Genomic DNA, 15,951 nt, shown 5'->3' with positions numbered 1-15,951 from the left:
CAGGTCGGGCCTCAGCTGTCGCCGAGGGTGCGTGAGCGGACCCGGCCGGCGCCTATCCTGGCAATCTGTGTCGCGATGCCCTCTGCCGGAGGGCGGACATCCCGCCGAGCCGCACATCGCCACTGGGGCGGAAAGGAGCCTGACGGGCTTCAGACAACAGGCATCCGGAACCGGCCTTGTTCATCGCCATGATGGGGGCGACGGCGCTTGCCCCAGCTACGGCGGCTGGTCTGCGATTAGGCCGCCGAACAGATCTCGATCCCAGAACGGCTCACCGAATGCGTCGACCAGAAATTCGATGAAAACGCGCGTGCGCGCCGTCTGATTGCGCATCGATGGGTGCAGCGCATGCACCGCGATCGGCGGCCGCATGTGGTTTGCAAGCACGATCGAGAGCGCGCCGCGCCTCACCGCGTCGTGGGCAATGAACGTCGGAAGCATCGCCACGCCGAGCCCGGCAATGGCCGCTTCCCGGACAGCATCGCCGTTCGTGAAGTCGATCCGGCTGGTCACGGACGGCACGACGTTGCCGGCGAATTTCCAGTAGGAGGCTTCTTCGACGTTCGAGTAGGCCACCCCGGGAAAGCGCGAGAGCTCCTCGGGCTTCTGCGGCGTCCCGAGCCGCTGGAGCAGCGCGGGGCTGGCAACACACACGTGCCGGATGGTGGCGAGCCGGCGCGCCACGAGCGAGGAATCAGGCAGCCTCGCGATTCGGATCGCGAGATCGAAACCGTCGCGCACCAGATCGACCATGCGGTCGTCCGTGTCGATCGACAGCGTGACGGCAGGATGGCGCTCCAGGAAGCGGCCCACCGCCGGGGCCAGGCAGTGCGTGGTGAAAGAGACCGGCGCCGCGATACGGATGCGACCCTTCAGCTGGTGGCTCGCGCTCGAAGCCGCCTCCTCCGCTTCAGCAAGACCTGCCAGAAGCTCGACCGCACGATCATGAAACTCGCGGCCGGTCTCGGTAAGCTGGATGCGGCGCGTCGTCCGGTTGAACAGCCTTGCGCCGAGCCGGTCCTCGAGCTCACGGATGCGACGGCTCACCGCCGACTTGGCAACGCCGAGGCGCTCCGCTCCTGCAGCAAACCCGCCGCCGGAAACGACGGCAACCAGCGCTCGCAGATCTTCGAACCGATCGGCCATGACACATACTGAGCGCGCAAGGATCGAACATCAACGCGCAGGTTCAAAGGAACAGAACAATCTGTGCTCCGGACGGCGCCTTCTCGAGAACGGGAAACAGCGTAAATCCTGCCCGCACCGGTCGCCTCGCAGGATCTCAGGACCGATCCAAGCGGCGACCGGACGCGTCGCCGAGCATGTGCCCCGTGCAGCGCGCGCGATCCCTGATCCCGAGTTGGACCCACTGCGCCCGCAACTGTCCAGCCTGAGCTGATCGCCATCCCAACCGAGAGGGAGACCTACCCATGACGAGCGAACCGATCCGCAACCCCCGGACCGACCATCTTCTCACGCCCGAGAATTCGGCCCTCATCATCATCGACTACCAGCCGATTCAGGTCTCCTCGATCCGTTCGATGCCGCGCGAGGAACTGGTGTTCAACATCGTGAGCACCACCAAGGCGGCACTCAACTACAACGTCCCGATCATCCACTCGACGGTCAACGTCGAGACGGGCCGCAACAAGCCGCCGATCAAGGAACTTCAGGAGATCATCGGACACCTGCCGACCTATGACCGGACGACGGTCAATTCCTGGGAGGATGTGGGCTTCAAGCAGGCGGTCAAGGCGCTCGGCCGCCAGAAGCTGATCATGACCGCGCTGTGGACCGAGGTGTGCCTGGCCTTCCCCGCGCTCGACGCGATCCAGGAAGGCTACGAGGTCTATGTCCCCGTGGACGCCGTGGGCGGCACCTCGGTCGCCGCGCACGAGACGGCGCTGCGTCGCATGGAGCAGGCGGGTGCCAAGCTGATCAGCCGCGTCCAGTTGTACTGCGAGCTCCAGCGGGACTGGGCGCGCGAGGCGACCATCCCCGGCTTCATGGGCGTCTTCGAGAGCTTCGACGGCTTCAACCCCGAGAAGGCCGCGCAAGCGCACGCAGCCTGAACAACGGCTGAGGTCCAGGGACGGCGGCGATCGCAATGGCGTTCGCCGCCTCCATGGACTGGGTGGTCAGGAGCCCCGAACCCAACGGTCGCTTTCAGCGCCGGCGCGGCCCGCCGTCGATCGTCGGGGAAGGGTGGAAGGTTGCCGAGTGGCGGATGCTTGGACCCATTTGCCGTCCTTGCAATCGCGGAGCCGCCGCTACAGCCGCCCGCGCACCGTCCAAAGCTCTGGGAAGAAGCGCCGTTCCAGCGCGCGCCGCAGATACGCCACGCCCGCCGATCCGCCCGTGCCGGTGCGCATCCCGATCACCCGCTCCACCGTGGTGACGTGGCGGAAGCGCCACTGCTGGAAGGCGTCCTCCAGGTCCACCAGCTCCTCGGCCAGCTCGTAAAGGTCGAAGTGCCCGGCGCTGTCGCGGTAGATGATTTCCCAGGCGCGCACCACGCCCTCGTCCTCGGCGTGCGGCGTCGCGGGATCGCGGTTCAGCACCGCATCCGGCACGGGGATGCCGCGACGGGCCAGCAGCCGCAGGGCCTCCTGGTAGAGCGAAGGGGAGTCGAAAGCCCCGCGCAGACGCGCCGTCAGCGCGGCGTCGTGCGCGTGCGGCTTCAGCATGAACTCGTCCCGCGCGCCGAGCAGGATCTCCAACAGGCGGTACTGCCAGGACTGGAAGCCCGAGGACTGTCCGAGCACGTCCCGGAAGGCCAGGTAGTCCGCCGGCGTCATGGTGGAGAGCACGTCCCAGGCCTCCACCAGCTGCCGCTGGATCCGGGAGACGCGCGCCATGCCCTTGAAGGCCGGGCGCAGGTCGTCCGCCCGCACGCAGGCCGTCGCCACCTCCAGCTCCCGGATGATGAGCTTCATCCAGAGTTCCTGGACGTGGTGGATGACGATGAAGAGCAGCTCGTCGTGCCGGTCCGAGAGCGGCTCCTGCGCGGAGAGCAGGGTGTCCAGCTTCAGGTAGCCGCCGTAGGACATGGTGCGGGAGAAGTCGGTCGCGAGGCCGCGCCCCTCCTCCCGCGCGTGGTCGGGCGCCTCCGCTCCGCCGGAGGGGGTGTCCCGTCCGGGCGAATCCCCCTCCGCCGGCTCAGCCACGGCGGCGCGCCTCGGCCACCAACCGCTCCAGCTCCGGCAGCTCCACCGCGCCGGGGACGAGGGTCTCGCCGATCACCAGGGCGGGCGTCCCCTCCAGCTGCAGGCGCTGGGCCAGGGCCATGTTGCCCTGGATGCGCTCCATGATCGCCGGGTCGTCCATGTCCCGCCGCAGCCGGGGCCAGTCCAGGCCGGCGCGCTGCGCCTCGGCCTGGATTACCCCCTCCGTCGGCTCCGTCCGCAGCCGCAGAAGCGCGTCGTAGAGCGGCTCGTACTTGCCCTGCTTCTGCGCGGCCAGGAGAGCGCGGCTGGCGACGACGCTGGCCGGCCCGAGGATCGGCAGGTCCTTCATCACCACGCGGATGTTGCGGTCCCGCTGCAGCAGCGACTGCATGTTCGGGTGCAGCGCCTTGCAGTAGCCGCAGCGCGGGTCGAAGAACTCCACGATCGTCACGTCGCCGCGCGGATTGCCCTTGATGGGGTCGCGCGCGTCGTTGAACAGCGCGTCGCGGCTGGCGGCCAGGGCGGCGCGCTGGGCATCGGCCTGCTCCCGGCGCTGCGCCTCCTGCACCGCGCCGATCGCGTCCCGCAGGATGGAGGGGTCGGATCTCAGCGCTTCCCGCAGGATGGAGACGATCTCCTCCCGCTGCTGCGGGGAGAAGGCCGGGGCGGCGGACGGCGCGGGGGGGACGCCCTGTGGCGGCGGGCCCTGCGGGGCCGCCACCTGCGCCAGGGCCATGCCGCCGCCCAGCGCCAGCGCGGCGCCCGCCATCAGGATCTGCTTCATCGTGTTCCGTTCCTCTGCCGGGGCGGCCCCGGCGCGGGCCTTCAGGGTGGCAGCCTATCATGGCCCGCGCCGCCCCGCATTCCAGCCCCGTCCCCTTTCCCGGGCGCCGGTTCCGCCCCGGTGCCACGCCCGGTCGCAGGCCGGGGAAGCCCGCCATCGCGCCCTGCCCCCCTTGCGCCCCTGCGCCCCCCGGTGCGAGGAACGCGGCGATGACGACCACCGTGGGAATGGCCCAGGACAGCATGGCGAACCCCGAGAGCGCCCTCGCGCCCCGCCCCCTCACGCGCTTCCCCGCGCGGCAGGCGCCCGTGCGGCAGGCGAAGGCCGCGTCCCTCGCCCTCGCCCTGGCGGCGCTGGCGGGCTGCTCCACCATCGACCGGGTGAGCAACGCCATCACGGGCGGGCCCTCCCTCCAGCCCGGCCAGGCCGGCTACGTGCAGGGCTTCCTCGGCAACGTGGCGGCGGAGGAGCCGCGCGCGGCGACGGTGGCGCGGGACGTCCTCTCGGCCGGCGGCTCGGCCGCGGACGCGGCGGCGGCGGCGGGCTTCGCCCTCGCGGTCACCCTCCCCTCCCGCGCCGGGCTCGGCGGCGGCGGCGCCTGCCTGGGCTACGATCCCCGGCGCAACGAGGTCGAGGCCTTCCTCTTCCAGCCCGGCGCGCGAGAAGCCGCGCCGCGCGGGGCGGACCGGCCCGCCGCGATCCCCATGATGGCCCGCGGCCTCTTCGCCCTGCATGCCCGCCAGGGCCGCCTGCCCTTCGAGCGCACCATCGCCCCGGCCGAGGGCATGGCCCGCTTCGGCACCCCCGTCTCCCGCGCGCTGTCGGCGGACCTGGCGGCGGTGGCCGGCCCCCTGCTGGCCGACCCCGTCTCCCGCGCCGTCTTCGCCCCCGGTGGCAGCCCGGTGGCCGAGGGCACCACGCTGACCCAGACGGAGCTGGCCTCCACCCTCTCCAGCATCCGGACCGCGGGGGTGGGCGACTTCCACGGGGGCGGGCTGGCGCGGCGGGTGGAGGAGGGCAGCGCGGCGGCCGGCGGCTCTCTCACCGTTGCGGAGATGCGCGCCGCCGTGCCCCAGGCCGTGGCGGCGGCGCAGGAGCGGGTGGGATCGGACGTGCTGGGCACCCTGCCCGCCACCGTGGATGGTGGCGCGACGCTGGCGGCCTTCCGCGCCACGGCCGCGGGCGGCGCGCCCGCCGTCGTCGCCGGAAGCTTCGGCGCCAGCACCTCCGTGGTGGTGCAGGACCGGGAGGGCGGGGCGGTGGCCTGCGCCTTCACCATGAACAACCTCTTCGGCACCGGGCGCATGGTGCCGGGCATGGGCTTCCTGCTGGCGCCCGCGCCGGGGATGGGCGGCGTGCAGCCGCCGCCGCTGGGCGCGGTGCTGCTGGCCAACCTGAACGTGAAGACCATGCGCTACGTCGGCGCCGGCTCCGGTCAGGGCGCGGCCCCGGCGGCCGCCGGCGGACCCGCGGGGCTGCATCTCGGCCGCCGCGTGCCGCTGGCCCAGGCCGTGGCCTCCGGCGCGCCGGAGCCGGGGCGCGGCGTCGCCATCACCTGCCAGGGCAGCGTCCGGGCCTCCAACTGCTCCGCGGTGGCGGATGCGCGGGGCTTCGGCATCTCCACCGGGAACGACTGAGGTGGCGGGCCTTTCCGGGGGCTTGCCTTTGGGGGGCTCGCCTTTGGGAAGCCTGCCTTCAGGAAGCCCGCTTTCCGCGGGCCTGAAGGTCGGGCGGGGCGCCAGCGCGCCGCCCTTCCTCGTCATGGACGTGATCGCGGCCGCCAACGCGCGGGCCGCCGCGCTGCGGCCGGGCGAGCCGGGCATCCTGCGGATGGAGGTGGGGCAGCCCGGCACCGGCGCCCCGCGCGGCGCCGCCGAGGCCGCCGCCCGCGCCCTGCGGGACGGCCACCCCATGGGCTACACGGAGGCCTTCGGCCTTCCCTCCCTCCGCGCGCGCATCGCCGCCCGCTATGCCGGGCACTACGGCGCCGCCGTGCCGATGGAGCGGATCGCGGTGACGGTGGGGGCCTCCGGCGCCTTCCCGCTGGCCTTCCTCGCGGCCTTCGACGCGGGGGACCGGGTGGCGATGGCCGCGCCCTACTACCCACCTTACGCCAACATCCTCACGGCGCTCGGCATGGTGCCGCAGCTCCTGCCCTGCGACGCCGCCACCCGGTTCCAGCCGACGGCCGCGATGCTGGACGCGCTGGACCCGCGCCCGGCCGGGCTGATCGTCGCCAGCCCCTGCAATCCCGCCGGCACGATGCTGTCCCCGGGGGAACTCGGCGCCATCGCCCGCTGGTGCCACGCCAACGGGGTGCGGCTGATCTCGGACGAGATCTACCACGGCCTGTCCTACGGCATGGAGGAAGCGACGGCCGCCGCCCTCTCGCCGAGCGCGATCGTGGTGAACAGCTTCTCCAAGTACTTCAGCATGACCGGCTGGCGCGTGGGCTGGACCGTGCTTCCGGAGGACCTGGTGCGCTCGGTGGAACGGCTGGCGCAGAACATGTTCATCTCCGCCCCCCATGTCGCGCAGGTGGCGGCGGAGGCGGCCTTCGACTGCATCGAGGAACTGGAGGCGAACCGCGCGACTTACCGTCGCTCCCGCGACGTGCTGCTGGCCGGGCTGCCGGAAGCGGGGTTCGACCGGATCGCGGCGGCGGACGGCGCCTTCTACATTTGGGCCGATGTCGGGCACCTGACGAATGACAGCCCGGAGTTCTGCCGGCGCATGCTGGAGGAGGCCGGGATCGCCGCCACCCCGGGGGTGGATTTCGACCCGAAGCGCGGGGCGCGCTTCCTGCGCTTCAGCTATTGCGGGCCGGAGGCGGCCATGGCGGAGGCACCGGGGCGGCTGCGGCGCTGGCTGCGGGGCGCCGGCTGATTTGACAGCTTTTGGGGGCTCGAATAGTTCGATCCCCTAATGATGCTCCGAGACGCAGCACGGCTGGTGCCGGCGATCCGCCGGTTGCAAGACGCCCGCAACGCCCTCGCGCGGGAGCGGGACGAGTTGGCGGAGGAGCTCCGCCTCATCCCGAGGCCCAGCCCCTTCTTCCACTACAACGCGGTCTTCGACCCGCTCACGGTCCTGATGCGTCACGCGCAGGAAGGGCTGCAGCCGCGCCCCGGTCACGTCACCAACTTCCTCGGCGTGCAGGTCGACACCGCCGTGCTGCCCGAAATCCTGGGACCGATGGCCGGCACCGTGGAAGGCCTGCCCAACCCCGCCAACTGGCACGCCGATCTCGCGGAGTTCGGCGCCGCGCTGCGCGCGGTGGAACTGGCACGGGAACGGTTCACCGTGGTGGAGCTGGGCTGCGGCTGGGGCTGCTGGCTGAACATCACGGGCGTGGCGGCGCGGCGGGCCGGGCTGGACGTCGCGCTGGTCGGGGTTGAGGGCGACGAGAGCCACCTGGAGCTCGCCCGCAAGGTCACCTCCGTCAACGGCTTCACCCCGGACCAGCTGGATCTGCAGCACGGCGTCGCCGCGGCGGTCGCCGGCACGGCCCTCTTTCCGGTGCAAGGAGTGGAGGGCGGCAACTGGGGGCTGGAGCCCGTCTTCGGTGCCACCGACGCGCAGCGCGAGGAGGCGCTCCGCTCGGGCTCCCACACCGCGCTGCCCATGCTGCCGATGTCGCAGGTGCTCGCGCCCTATGCCCGCGTCGATCTCCTGCACGTGGACATCCAGGGCGGCGAGGTGCCGCTGATCGAGGCCACGCTCGACCTGCTCTCCGGCAAGGTGGCCTACCTGCTCATCGGCACCCATAGCCGCCCGATCGAGGGGCGCCTGTTCGAGCTGCTCTCCGCGGCCGGCTGGCGGCTGGAGGTCGAACGGCCGGCGATCCTGAACATGCACGACCCCGTCCGCGTCGTGACGGTGGATGGCGTGCAGGGATGGCGGAACCCGGCCCTGGTGTCCTGAGCGCCGGCAGGTGCCTTGCCGGGCCTGCCGGCAGCGGTCCGGCGCCCGGAGTACCTCGCCGCAGGTAGGAGCGGGAACGGCCGGTCAGGCCCTCCACTCCCGATGAAGCCCGGACCCGGGAGCGGCCCGTGCCGTCCGCTTTTCCCAGGTGCGATCCTTGCAATCCTGCCGCCGCCAGCCTTACGGCGACATGGCCGGGCCGCCGCTCCTGCCGACGAGGCCCCGCCCCTTCTCCCTGGACATGCCGATGAACCGCCGTTCCCTTCTCGCCCTGCCGGCCCTGGCCGCGCTGCCCCGTCCCGCCGCCGCTCAGGCGCGCCCGACGCGGCTGATCGTGCCCTTCCCCGCCGGCGGCGCCACCGACGCCGTGTCCCGCCTCTACGCGCCGCTTCTCGCACAGCGGCTGGGCACCACCGTGGTGATCGAGAACCGCCCCGGCGCGGGCGGCGTGCCGGCGGCGGAACTGGTGGTGCGGGCGCCGACGGACGGGCTGACGCTGCTGCTCGCCACCTCCTCCATCCACTCCACCGCGCCCGCCACGGGGGCGAACCTGCCCTACGACGTGGAGAAGGACTTCACCCCGCTGGCCCTGATCGGCGCGGCCCCCTCCCTCGTGCTGGTGTCGAGGACCGTGCCCGTAAACGACCTACGCGGCCTCGTCGCCTGGGCGAAGGCGCGGCGGGGCGCGGTGAATTACGGCTCCTCCGGCGTCGCCACCACGCCGCACCTGAACGGGGCGCTGCTGGACAGCCTGGGCGATCTCGGCATGGTCCACGTGCCCTATCGCGGCACGGGGGCGGTCTATGCGGAGCTTCTGCGGGGCGACGTGCACGTGCTGCTGGACGTGCCGGCGACGGCGGCCTCCCACATCCAGGCCGGCACGGTGAAGGCGCTGGCCGTCACCTCGGAGCGGGAGACGCCGCTGGCGCCGGGCGTGCCCACGGGCGAGGCGGCGGGGCTGCCCGGCCTCGTGTCCGAGACCTGGTTCGGCATCTTCGGGCCGGCGAACATGCCGCCCGCCCTGGCGGCGCGCATCACCGAGGCCTCCGGCGCCGCGATGGCGGACCCCGAGCTGCGTGCGCGGCTGCTGGGCCTGGGCGTCGATCCGCGCGCGGGCGACGGGGCGGCGCTGGCGGAGGCGGCGCGGGTGGAGCGGGAGCGCTGGACCGGGCTGGTGCGCCGGCTGAACATCCGCGCCACGGAGTAGCGCGGCGCCAGGCCCATGCGCGGCACCGGCGGGCCGCGCATGGGGCGGTCAGCCCGGATGGAGGGCCAGCACCACGCCTTCCCCGGGACCGAGTTGCAGCTCGGCCGGCACGGGCGCCGCCTCACGGCCGGGATGCGTGGAGAGGAGGAGGTCGGCGCCCGCCGCGTCCTCCGGCAGCGCCAGCCGCGCCGGGGCCCCGCCGAAGTTCAGCGCGACGAGGAGCCGCGCGCCGCCCACCCGCCGCTCGAAGGCCAGCACCTCGCCCTCCACCTCGACCCCGACGTAATCGCCCGCGCTCAGCGCGGGGTGCTGCCGCCGCAGGGCGATCAGGCGGTGATAGAGGTGCAGCAGGGAATCCGGATCGGCCGAGAGTGCGGCCACGTTCCGCGTCGCGCGGTCCTCGTTCAGCGGTAGCCAGGGCCGGCCGGTGGTGAAGCCGGCATCCTCCCCCGCCTCCCAGGGCATGGGCGTGCGGGCCGGGTCGCGCCCGAGGCCGAGTCCCGGCTCGTTCCGCTCCCACGGGTCCTGGGCGCGGTCGGGCGGGATTGCCACGTTCTCCAGCCCCAGCTCGTCGCCGTAGTAGAGGGTGGGGGTGCCGCGCAGCGTCAGCAGCAGCATAGCGGCCAGACGTGCGCCCGCCTGCCCGACGCGCGATGCGATGCGCTTCTGGTCGTGGTTGCCCAGCACCCAGTTCGGCCATCCGCCCGCGGGCAGCGCGGCCTCGTACTCGGCGACGATGGCGGCGATGCGCCGGGCATCCCAGGCAGCGAAGATGAGCTGGAAGTTGAAGGGCAGGTGCGCGCCCTTCATGTCACGGCCGTAGTAGGCCATCAGCCGTTCCAGTGGCAGGTAGATCTCCCCGATCAGCACGCGCTCCTCGTACCCGTCAAGGACGGCGCGCATCTCCTCCACCACCTCCAGCGTCTCCGGCCGGTCGGCGGAATAGACCTGCAACAGCCTGTTGATGCTCGCCTCGTGCGGCTGCCAGGCGGGGTTCGGCGGGTTGTCGCGGAACGCCTCGTCCTTCACCAGCAGCCAGATCACGTCCACGCGGAAGCCGTCCACGCCGCGGTCCAGCCAGAAGCGCAGCGCGTCGTACATGGCCCGGCGCACCGCGGGGTTGCGCCAGTTCAGGTCGGGCTGCTCCTTCAGGAAGCTGTGGAAGTAGTACTGGCCCGTGGCCTCGTCGAACTCCCAGCCGCTGCCGCCGAAATTCGCCAGCCAGTTGTTCGGCGGGCCGCCATCCGGCGCCGGGTCGCGCCAGATGTACCAGTCGCGATAGGCGCTCCCGCGCGAGGAGCGGCTCTCCAGGAACCAGGGGTGCCGGTCCGAGGTGTGGTTCGGCACGAAGTCCAGGATCACCCTCAGGCCGCGCGCGTGCGCCTCCGTCAGCAGGCGGTCGAAATCCTCCATCGTGCCGAAGATCGGGGCCACGCCCGTGTAGTCGGCGATATCGTAGCCGAAATCCGCCATGGGGGACGGAAAGATCGGCGAGATCCAGACCGCGTCCACGCCGAGCCAGCACAGGTGGTCCAGCCGCCGGCGGATGCCCTCCAGGTCGCCGATGCCGTCGCCGTCGCTGTCCTGGAAGGAGCGCGGGTAGACCTGGTAGACGACGCCGTGCTGCCACCAGAGGGTGTCGGCCATGCGGGACCTCCGATGGGCCGCGCGGGTACAACCCGGCGCCGCCCGCGTGACGGGGTGCCGGGGACGCCCCGGCCCGCGGGAGAACCCGTGGGCGCCAGGCGGGTTGCGGGCGGTGCCCCGGCCGGAACGGGGTCATGTCCGGGTCCGGGGCGAAGGCGGGCGGGACAAGGGTCTACCGTAGGGTCGGGGCGGGTTGAATCCCGGACCGGAGATGTCCGGCAACCCGCCAGAGGCCTCTACGACCAGAACAGCACGAACGCCGCCGCGCCCATGCCGAGCGGCAGGAAGGGGCTGACGCGGGTGAAGAGCAGCAGCGCGGTGGAGACGGCCGCGACGGCCCAGGCGAGCCACCCGCCCTCCGCCGCGCGCAGCACGGTGGCGGAGGCCGCGAGGATCATCCCGGCCGCCACCGGCGCCAGCCCCGTCTCCACCACGCGCTGCCACGCGGCACCCCGGTGCCGCGCCCAGACCCGCGCGAGGCTGTAGACGAGCACGGAGGAGGGCAGGAAGATCGCAGCGGAGGCGAGCAGCGCCCCCGCCCATCCCGCCGCCTGCCAGCCGACGAGGGTGGCGAGCAGCGAGCCCGGCCCGGGCGTGAGGCGCGACAGCGCGTAGAGGTCCAGGAACTGCGCGTCTGTCATCCAGCCCTGCACCGCCACGGCCTGGCGGTGCACGTCCGCGATGATGCTCTGCCCGCCGCCGATGGTGAGGAAGGAGAGCGGGACGAAGACCTTCAGGATCTGCAGGAGCTTGTAGAGCAGCACCTAGCGCCCCTCCCCGCCCGCGCCGCGCAGCCGGTACCAGGCGGCAGCGAGGCTAAGGGGCGCCATCACCAGCACCACCGCCGGCAGCGGCAGGCGCAGGAAGAACAGGGCGCAGAAGGTGACCAGCAAGACCAGCGCCGGCACGGGCGAGACGGCGGACCGACGCGCCGCGCGGATGCCCATCTGGAGCGAGAGCCCCACCGCCGCCGCCGCGACGCCGCTGAGGACGACGTGGGTGAGGCGGAGATGCGCGACCTCCGCGAACAGGGCGGCGGCGCCGATGGCGACGAACATGGCCGGCACCACCATGCCGAGCGCGCCCACCAGCGCCCCCGCGCCCCCGCCCAGCCGGTAGCCGATCCAGATGGAGAGGTTGACGACGTTCACGCCGGGGAAGGCCTGGGCCAGGGCGAGGCCGCTGAGGAACTCGCCCTCGTCCAGCCAGCGGCGCCGCTGGACGAATTCCCGCAGCATCCAGCCGCTCAGCCCGCCGCCGAAGCTCGTCAGGCCGATCTTGGTGAAGGCGAGGAAGAGCTGGAGCAGGCCCGGCGAGGCCGGGGGCGTCACGCCGACGGTCTGCTGGTCCATGTCCGCGCTGCTGCAGGAGCCATGGCCCAACCTCTAGGCCCTCCCCGGGCCTCCCACAATGCGGGGCGCGGGCGGCGCGGCCGCCGATCCGGATCGGTGGCCCGCTCCGGCCGGGAGGGGCCCGGGGCAACCTAGGTGAGCGACGCCCCGGTCCCGCAGCGCTACGGGGCGCGATGCCCATCCACGCCGCTTCCGGCCAGCCCGGCCCGCCCGGCCCGACACGGTCCACCGACTGGCTGGTGGCGCAGACCTTCCAAGTGATCGAGGAGAGCTGGCGCATCCTCGCCGCCAGCCGACAGGCGGATCACTGGCCGCGCTTCCGCCGGGCCCTGCCCGCCGATGCGAGGGGGGCCGAGGCCTCTCCCGACCGTCCTGAGGCCGGGTGACGGGCCGGGCATCCGCCCCGCCCCCTTGAACGGCCCCGGCCCCTCTTTCATATCGCGCCGCGAGTTGTTTCCTACTTCCCGGAGGACACGTGTGAGCGAGACGGTGGAGCGCCACGAATTCGGCGCGGAGGTCGGGCGCCTGTTGGACCTGGTGGTCCATGCCCTCTACTCGGACCGTGAGATCTTCCTGCGCGAGCTGGTGGCGAACGCGGCGGATGCCGTGGACCGCCGCCGCTTCGAGGCCCTGACCGGCGCGGCGCCCGGCGTGCCGGAGGGCGGCGCCGTGCGCGTGGTGCCAGACAAGGCCGCCCGCACCCTGACGATCTCCGACCCCGGAATCGGCATGGCCAAGGCCGACCTGGCGGAGAACCTCGGCACCATCGCCCGCTCCGGCACGCGGGCCTTCACCCAGTCCCTCGCGGATGCCAAGCCGGGTGAGCGGCCGAGCCTCATCGGGCAGTTCGGCGTCGGGTTTTACTCCGCCTTCATGGTGGCGGAGCGGGTGGAGGTCACATCCCGCCGCGCCGGGTCCGAGGAGGCCTGGACCTGGTCCTCCGAGGGCAAGGGCGACTACACGCTGGCCCGGGCGGAGCGCGCGGAGCCCGGCACGGACATCGTGCTGCACGTGAAGCCCGATGCGGAGGAGTTCCTGGAGCCGATCCGGTTGCGGACGGTCATCCGCAAGTGGGCGGACCATATCACCATGCCCATCACCGTCGCCGAGGACGGGAAGGACGAGCCGGCGAACGAGGGCACGGCCCTGTGGCGCAAGCCGAAGGCCGAGATCACGGCGGAGGGCTACGCCGAGTTCTACCGCCATCTCGGCCACAACTTCGACGAGCCCTGGGCCACGCTGCACTGGCACGCCGAGGGCACGGTGGAGTTCACCGCCCTTCTCTTCATCCCGGGCATGAAGCCCTTCCAGGTGGTGGAGGGCGAGCGGGAGAGCCGCGTGCGCCTGCATGTCCGGCGCATGTTCATCACGGACGAGGCGGCGCTGCTTCCGCCCTGGCTGCGCTTCGTGCAAGGCGTGGTGGACACGGAGGACCTGCCCCTCAACGTCTCCCGCGAGATGCTGCAGGCCACGCCGGTGCTGGCGCGCATCCGCCGCGCGGTGACGAACCGCGTGCTGTCGGAGCTGAAGACCCGCGCGAAGGAGGCCGAGACCTATGCCGGCTTCTGGGAGAATTTCGGCCCGGCCTTGAAGGAGGGCATCTACGAGGACACGGAGCACCGGAACGATCTCGCCGGGCTGCTGCGCTTCCGCTCCTCCGCCGCGGAGGGCTGGACCTCGCTCGCCGACTACGTCTCCCGCATGAAGGAGGGGCAGGAGGCGATCTACGTCCTGTCCGGCGAGTCCGCGGAGGCGCTGGCGAAGTCCCCGCAGTTGGAGGGCTTCCGTGCCCGCGGCGTGGAGGTGCTGCTTCTCTCCGATCAGATCGACGCCTTCTGGCCGGAGCGGCTGGGGACCTTCGAGGAGAAGCCGATCCGCAGCATCACCCAGGGCAACGTTGATCTCTCGGGGATCGGCGAGGCGGCGGAGGGGGGCGAGGCGGCGGACGTCTCCAAGCTGCTCCCGCTGCTGAAGGACGCGCTGAAGGAGGATGTCTCCGAGGTGCGGGCCACGGACCGGCTGGTGGACAGCGCCGTGGTCCTCGCCGCACCGGAGTTCGGGCCGGACCTGCACATGCAGCGCCTGCTGCAGCGCGCGGGGCGGGACTTCGGCGCGATGAAGCCCGTGCTGGAGATCAACCCGCGCCACCCGCTGATCCGCGGGCTGGCGGCGAAGGCCGAGGCAGGGGACGTGTCGGACGCCGCCGGGCTGCTGCTGGACCTCGCCCGCGTCCAGGACGGCGACACCCCGCGCGACCCCGCCGCCTTCACGCGCCGCGTGGCGGAAGCCCTGGCGGCGGGCCTGGGCTGAGGGCCGGGGACCTCTCCGGGGTCAGGGGCGGCTGTCCTGGCTCCGGGAGTGATCCTGACGAGGACACGCTCCCGCCGTGTTGCTCAGCCGGTCCTCTCGGGGAGGGAGCGCGTCATGCCCGGAACAGCGGTTGCCGCGATCCTGTGCGGCCTGGCTTGCCTTGCCGCGGCGGCCTGTTCAGCGCCACCGAGGGACCCCGGCCTCGAGCGGAGCGGCCGCGAGCGGTTCGACCGCTTCTACGTCGGCCGAAGCTCCCCCTTCGCTCCACGCGGCGATCTCTTCGATCGCCCTTGAGGAGGGGGCGCCCCGGCACCCGTCCGGATCAGCTCCGGTACGAACCGTTGATGTCGATGTAGCCATGGGTCAGGTCGCAGGTCCAAACCGTGGCTTCGCCCTTGCCCAGGCCGATATCAACCTCGATGTCGATTTCCCGCCCCTTCATGTGCGCGACGACAGGCGCCTCGTCGTAGCCCTCCACCACGCCGCCATCCCTCGCCATCCAGACCCCGCCGACCGCGACGGAGAGCTTGTCCCGGTCCGCCGGCTCGCCCGCCTTGCCCACGGCCATGACGATGCGGCCCCAGTTCGCGTCCTCGCCGGCGATGGCGGTCTTCACCAGGGGCGAGTTGGCGATCGCCATGGCGATGCGCTTGGCCGAGCTGTCGGAGAGGGCGCCGCGCACCTCCACCTTCACCAGCTTCTGCGCCCCTTCCCCGTCCCGCACCACCTGGAGCGCGAGGTCGAGCAGCAGGGCGTTCAGCGCCTCCCCGAAGTCGTCCAGCGCCGTGCCCGGCAGGGCGGAGACCTTGTCGTGCCCGGCCTGCCCGGTGGCGAAGAGCAGCACGGTGTCGGAGGTGGAGGTGTCGCTATCCACCGTGGTGCGGTTGAAGCTGGCTTCCACGCCCTTCCGCAGCAGGGATTGCAGCGCGGCGGCGGGGATGGCGGCGTCGGTCGCCACGAAGGCCAGCATCGTCGCCATGTCCGGCGCCACCATGCCGCTGCCCTTGGCGATGCCGACGATCGTCACGGTCTTGCCGTGGATCGTGGCGGTCCGGGCGCAGGCCTTGGGGAAGGTGTCGGTGGTCATGATGCCGCGCGCGGCATCGGCCCAGCCGGCCTCCTTCAGCTCCGCGCGCAGGGCCGGCAGGGCGGCGGCCAGCTTCTCGTGCGGCAGCACCTGGCCGATCACGCCCGTGCTCGCCAGGAACACCTCGGAGGGCTTGCAGCCCGCCAGCGCCGCCGCGGCCCCGGCGGTGGCCTCGCAGGCCACCACGCCGGCGCGGCCGGTGAAGACGTTGGCGTTGCCCGCGTTCACCACCAGGGCGCGCGCGGCCTCCCCCTTCAGCGCCGCGCGGCACCAGTCCACCGGGGCGCCCGGGCACTTGTTGCTGGTGAAGACGCCCGCGACCGTGGTGCCGGGGGCGAACTCCATCATCATCACGTCCGGGCGGCCCTGGTAGCGCAGCCCGGCCGCGGCCACGCCCAGCCGCACGCCCTTCAGCGGCGGCAGGGGCGGCAGCTCGACCTTCAAGGGGGAGACGGGGATCGCCTGGGCCATGC

General features: G+C 72.5%; 14 protein-coding genes. 7 read left to right on the top strand and 7 right to left on the bottom strand.

All coding sequences use genetic code 11. From position 1 onward, the window contains the following. Positions 1-216 precede the first annotated feature (216 nt). The gene (locus VQH23_RS14995; protein ID WP_338661543.1) at positions 217-1,146 is read right to left on the bottom strand and encodes a LysR family transcriptional regulator; all 930 of its coding nucleotides are present in this window, start codon (positions 1,144-1,146) and stop codon (positions 217-219) included. 284 nt (positions 1,147-1,430) lie between these two features. Between VQH23_RS14995 and VQH23_RS14990 the strand changes: the two genes are divergently transcribed. Next, positions 1,431-2,072, top strand: a complete 642-nt coding sequence (locus VQH23_RS14990; RefSeq protein WP_338661542.1) for a hydrolase — start codon at positions 1,431-1,433, stop codon at positions 2,070-2,072. A gap of 198 nt (positions 2,073-2,270) precedes the next feature. Here VQH23_RS14990 and kynA read toward each other — a convergent pair whose 3' ends face one another. Both kynA and VQH23_RS14980 read right to left on the bottom strand, forming a co-directional pair. Beyond that, positions 2,271-3,167, bottom strand: coding sequence for a tryptophan 2,3-dioxygenase (gene kynA / locus VQH23_RS14985; RefSeq protein ID WP_338661541.1), 897 nt, complete (start codon positions 3,165-3,167; stop codon positions 2,271-2,273). Next, positions 3,160-3,951 carry a DsbA family protein gene (locus VQH23_RS14980; protein ID WP_338661540.1) on the bottom strand — a complete coding sequence of 264 codons (792 nt, stop codon included), beginning with the start codon at positions 3,949-3,951 and terminating at the stop codon, positions 3,160-3,162. Before VQH23_RS14980 ends, kynA begins: the two co-directional genes overlap by 8 nt. Before the next feature lie 209 nt (positions 3,952-4,160). On the opposite strand from VQH23_RS14980, the gene VQH23_RS14975 reads away from it, so the two are divergent. The 4 genes from VQH23_RS14975 to VQH23_RS14960 all read left to right on the top strand — a co-directional run bounded on the left by VQH23_RS14975 (position 4,161) and on the right by VQH23_RS14960 (position 9,082). Further along, positions 4,161-5,588, top strand: coding sequence for a gamma-glutamyltransferase (locus tag VQH23_RS14975; protein WP_338661539.1), 1,428 nt, complete (start codon positions 4,161-4,163; stop codon positions 5,586-5,588). Between the two features lie 124 nt (positions 5,589-5,712). Then, on the top strand, positions 5,713-6,837 hold the full coding sequence (locus VQH23_RS14970) for an aminotransferase class I/II-fold pyridoxal phosphate-dependent enzyme (RefSeq protein WP_338661538.1): 1,125 nt from the start codon (positions 5,713-5,715) through the stop codon (positions 6,835-6,837). 39 nt (positions 6,838-6,876) lie between these two features. After that, on the top strand, positions 6,877-7,875 hold the full coding sequence (locus VQH23_RS14965) for a hypothetical protein (RefSeq protein ID WP_338661537.1): 999 nt from the start codon (positions 6,877-6,879) through the stop codon (positions 7,873-7,875). 157 nt (positions 7,876-8,032) lie between these two features. After that, positions 8,033-9,082 carry a tripartite tricarboxylate transporter substrate-binding protein gene (locus VQH23_RS14960; RefSeq protein WP_338661536.1) on the top strand — a complete coding sequence of 350 codons (1,050 nt, stop codon included), beginning with the start codon at positions 8,033-8,035 and terminating at the stop codon, positions 9,080-9,082. Positions 9,083-9,130: 48 nt separating this feature from the next. Here the strand turns inward: VQH23_RS14960 and VQH23_RS14955 are convergent, their stop codons facing one another. The 3 genes from VQH23_RS14955 to VQH23_RS14945 all read right to left on the bottom strand — a co-directional run bounded on the left by VQH23_RS14955 (position 9,131) and on the right by VQH23_RS14945 (position 12,081). Further along, on the bottom strand, positions 9,131-10,729 hold the full coding sequence (locus tag VQH23_RS14955; RefSeq protein WP_338661535.1) for an alpha-amylase family glycosyl hydrolase: 1,599 nt from the start codon (positions 10,727-10,729) through the stop codon (positions 9,131-9,133). 236 nt (positions 10,730-10,965) lie between these two features. After that, positions 10,966-11,493 carry a chromate transporter gene (locus VQH23_RS14950; RefSeq protein WP_338661534.1) on the bottom strand — a complete coding sequence of 176 codons (528 nt, stop codon included), beginning with the start codon at positions 11,491-11,493 and terminating at the stop codon, positions 10,966-10,968. Next, positions 11,494-12,081, bottom strand: a complete 588-nt coding sequence (locus VQH23_RS14945; protein ID WP_338661533.1) for a chromate transporter — start codon at positions 12,079-12,081, stop codon at positions 11,494-11,496. It abuts the gene before it with no gap. A 173-nt stretch (positions 12,082-12,254) separates the two neighbouring features. Between VQH23_RS14945 and VQH23_RS14940 the strand changes: the two genes are divergently transcribed. Next, positions 12,255-12,467 (top strand): hypothetical protein, encoded by a 213-nt coding sequence (locus VQH23_RS14940; protein WP_338661532.1) that lies wholly within the window; start codon positions 12,255-12,257, stop codon positions 12,465-12,467. Positions 12,468-12,558: 91 nt separating this feature from the next. Beyond that, a complete protein-coding gene (htpG, locus tag VQH23_RS14935; protein ID WP_338661531.1) occupies positions 12,559-14,391 on the top strand; it encodes a molecular chaperone HtpG in 1,833 nt (610 codons plus the stop codon). Positions 14,392-14,713: 322 nt separating this feature from the next. Here the strand turns inward: htpG and argJ are convergent, their stop codons facing one another. After that, positions 14,714-15,949 carry a bifunctional glutamate N-acetyltransferase/amino-acid acetyltransferase ArgJ gene (gene argJ, locus VQH23_RS14930; protein ID WP_338661530.1) on the bottom strand — a complete coding sequence of 412 codons (1,236 nt, stop codon included), beginning with the start codon at positions 15,947-15,949 and terminating at the stop codon, positions 14,714-14,716. Positions 15,950-15,951 lie beyond the last annotated feature (2 nt).

The sequence above is a fragment of the Pararoseomonas sp. SCSIO 73927 genome (assembly GCF_037040815.1).
In the GTDB taxonomy this organism is placed as follows: domain Bacteria; phylum Pseudomonadota; class Alphaproteobacteria; order Acetobacterales; family Acetobacteraceae; genus Roseomonas.
The sequence above is the reverse complement of the archived record's forward strand: the minus strand, read 5'-3'. Positions and strand labels throughout refer to the sequence as shown.